General features: G+C 35.6%; 5 protein-coding genes. 1 reads left to right on the top strand and 4 read right to left on the bottom strand.

Annotation, left to right across the window (positions count from 1 at the left end):
- Positions 1-356: 356 nt before the first annotated feature.
- Genes ASU35_RS20840 through ASU35_RS20360 form a run of 4 tightly spaced genes read right to left on the bottom strand, consistent with a single transcriptional unit; the run spans position 357 to position 1,777 of the window.
- Positions 357-506: a transposase gene (locus ASU35_RS20840; RefSeq protein WP_147525479.1), complete on the bottom strand. Its 150-nt coding sequence runs from the start codon at positions 504-506 to the stop codon at positions 357-359.
- Positions 507-509: 3 nt separating this feature from the next.
- The gene (locus tag ASU35_RS16355) at positions 510-1,133 is read right to left on the bottom strand and encodes a helix-turn-helix domain-containing protein (protein ID WP_187142779.1); all 624 of its coding nucleotides are present in this window, start codon (positions 1,131-1,133) and stop codon (positions 510-512) included.
- Complete coding sequence (locus ASU35_RS20835) at positions 1,097-1,423, bottom strand: transposase (RefSeq protein ID WP_242861309.1); 327 nt, start codon at positions 1,421-1,423, stop codon at positions 1,097-1,099. The genes ASU35_RS16355 and ASU35_RS20835 overlap by 37 nt, the downstream gene beginning before the upstream one ends.
- Positions 1,424-1,480: 57 nt before the next feature.
- On the bottom strand, positions 1,481-1,777 hold the full coding sequence (locus ASU35_RS20360; RefSeq protein WP_242861308.1) for a hypothetical protein: 297 nt from the start codon (positions 1,775-1,777) through the stop codon (positions 1,481-1,483).
- Between the two features lie 226 nt (positions 1,778-2,003).
- Here ASU35_RS20360 and ASU35_RS16345 point away from each other — a divergent pair, with 226 nt between their 5' ends.
- A complete protein-coding gene (locus ASU35_RS16345) occupies positions 2,004-2,399 on the top strand; it encodes an integrase core domain-containing protein (RefSeq protein WP_083504354.1) in 396 nt (131 codons plus the stop codon).
- Positions 2,400-2,651 lie beyond the last annotated feature (252 nt).

Here is a 2,651-nt window from a genome sequence, read left to right as displayed (position 1 = left end):
ATGCGATCTCAGGTCACCCTGATTTCATCTTTGAATAAGGGTGGTACTGAATAGTTACAATTTTTCTTAGAAATACCGTAGGTCTATTAAGGTTACCCTTTTTTTCTGTAATTATACGACTTCCTGACTATAGTATTCCTGTAATACTTTAATGTCAATCATTGCTTATTATCCAGTCCTTCCCCTCTAATTTGTATTCTAGCTTTTTTCATATTTTAATGAGTTGCCCGACAAATCGGGTAACTTATAGTAATCTTTTTTAATTTGCACCTTGAAAATGTTTTTTGCAAGCACTTTTTGGACAAAGTTGCAAAATATTTTTGGTTCTTCCGCATATTTGCGTACAACCCTAATTTTTACACAGGATTGTACAGCAACTTGGCAGCTAATAATTTTTGGCTGCATCGACCATACATGGTGCGCTTTACCATCTTTACTTTGCTATTTGTTCCTTCTACAAAAGCATTACTTAAGTCACTGGCGACTGCATTTTCAACAGCTGAAATATCCTATTCCAATCCGTTTGCAAAAGATGCAAGTTCTTTTATTGAAGAGTTCTTGTAACGTTCAATAAATAGATATAGTAACGGCATTCTTTTCGTTTGAAATATTTCACGAAATTCACGAATGCATTTTTCTATTTCTTGCAAAACGCTATATTTATTCCATAAAAATTCGTAGTGTTCCGAAGTTAGTTCTCCATGTAACCACAAATACTGAAAAATTCCTTTTCTGGTAATATAATCGGTCTTTTTTGCTTTGGCTGTTCCATGTGATGAAGAAACATATTTGTTCACTTCTATTTTGTGTTGAATTACTATGGTATGTATATACTGACGAACGTTGCCCTCTCCACAATCGCATCCCAAATCCATTACCAGACGGGCCGTTTCAGACTGTGTTTTTCCTTCGGTTAGGCATTTGATAATAAAATCTTTATGCTGATCGAGATTGCTTCGCTTGTTTGAGCGGCAAAGAATCATTGGATCTCCACTTAGATATTTTCTTGTTGTCTGCCTATTGATTTGAAATCTTCTTGTTATTTCTCGAATACTTATTCCAGCTTGATACATTTCCTGAATCTGCTGAATAAGTTTTAAACGCTTTTGTTCAGCTTCCGTAAAGTTATCCACAATGGGTTCGATTTTTTACAAGGTAAATCTTCCGACTGTTCAGAAAGACTCTCTTTTATATTTTCTTCAGAAGTAATAGCTGTAGTTGAGGCTATTTCACGACTCAATATTTTGTTAACAGCAATAAGGTTCTGATAAAGATGGAACCTGTCTGCAATCTGCATACAATCCGGTAGTATTTCTTCTACAGCCTTTGCATATGCACTTGCCCTGTCTCTTGTAACGGTCTTAACCTGCTTATTCTTTTTTAACCACTCTTTTAAAGTAGTTCCATCTCGTCCATCTAAAATAGCTACAGGTTTATGTGTTTCTTCATCTACTACAATCGTTCCATATGTGTGCCTTTTTTAATAGACAAAATCGTCAACTCCAATGGCAGAACCGCATTCTGGTTCTGGCTGTTTTTCATACCTCTTAATCAGAGTGCGAATCACTGTATCACCACTTGTTTTAATATTCATCGATTTTAGAATTCTGGCACAGCTTTCACAACTGGTTTCTAGTGCCAGAGTTGTCATCAGGTCAACCAGGCGTTCTGTCATATAACTGTAACTATTCAAAAAGTTCTCAAAGGTTTCCATGAATGATGTTATAGAGCATTCAGGATTGACACAATTAAATTCATAAAGATTAATGTCAAGCATTACTCTTTTTCCGTAAATTGGTAAGTCCTGAACCCTACGGTGATGTGTTGCGTGTAGGCTGGAAGACTCCATCATGCATTTAGGGCAATTACATTTTTTGTCTGAGAGCGCATTGTAATGTGAATCTCGTTGTCTTCGTTAAGAATAGATTTAATCAATAAATTCTGAGGATAAAACTGAGCTAATGATAAACTATTTGTGGTATCTGTCATGATGTTACTCCTTATTGAACAAGCTACAAATAGTATATCATTTTTTAAATGAAAATGCCAGTGTTATACGCACCCTTGAGGAAGAAGCAATTTTATTTTACAATAAACAGGGTGAACTGATTCTCCATAGTGATCAAGGATCACAGTTCACTTCAAAAGCATTTGTTGAATTCTGTGAATCAGTTCATGTAACACAGAGCATGAGCAAGGCAGGATATCCATACGACAATGCCCCGATGGAACGTTATTTCAACACTCTGAAAAACGAGTGTACAAACCTTCATGAATTTAAGACAGAGGAGGCGCTCTATCAGAAAGCAGAAGAATTTGCGTATGTTGAATACAATTATGTGCACCCACATAGTTTCAATGGTTATGCTACCCCACATGAAGCAAGGGTAGCTGCATAATTGAATAACGATATTTTTTAGCCAAAAGTGTTACAAAAAAGCTTGACCACAACAGTTTATTGCAAAAGTAAAATACAGAAAGTTGCAGCCCCCAAGGTCTGTTTGCAACAACCTACATTTTACCTCTGCAAAAAACATTTTTTGCTCAATGTGTATAAATTATGCAATTATTGAACTTGATATGCAATTTGTTTGTAAGCGATGAATAACCTACCGTTCCTATGCATCACCTTTTTATGAGATAATCCTAAT

This window comes from Acetivibrio ethanolgignens (assembly GCF_001461035.1).
In the GTDB taxonomy this organism is placed as follows: Bacteria; Bacillota; Clostridia; order Lachnospirales; family Lachnospiraceae; genus Velocimicrobium; species Velocimicrobium ethanolgignens.
This window is presented reverse-complemented; position numbering and strand designations above follow the sequence as displayed.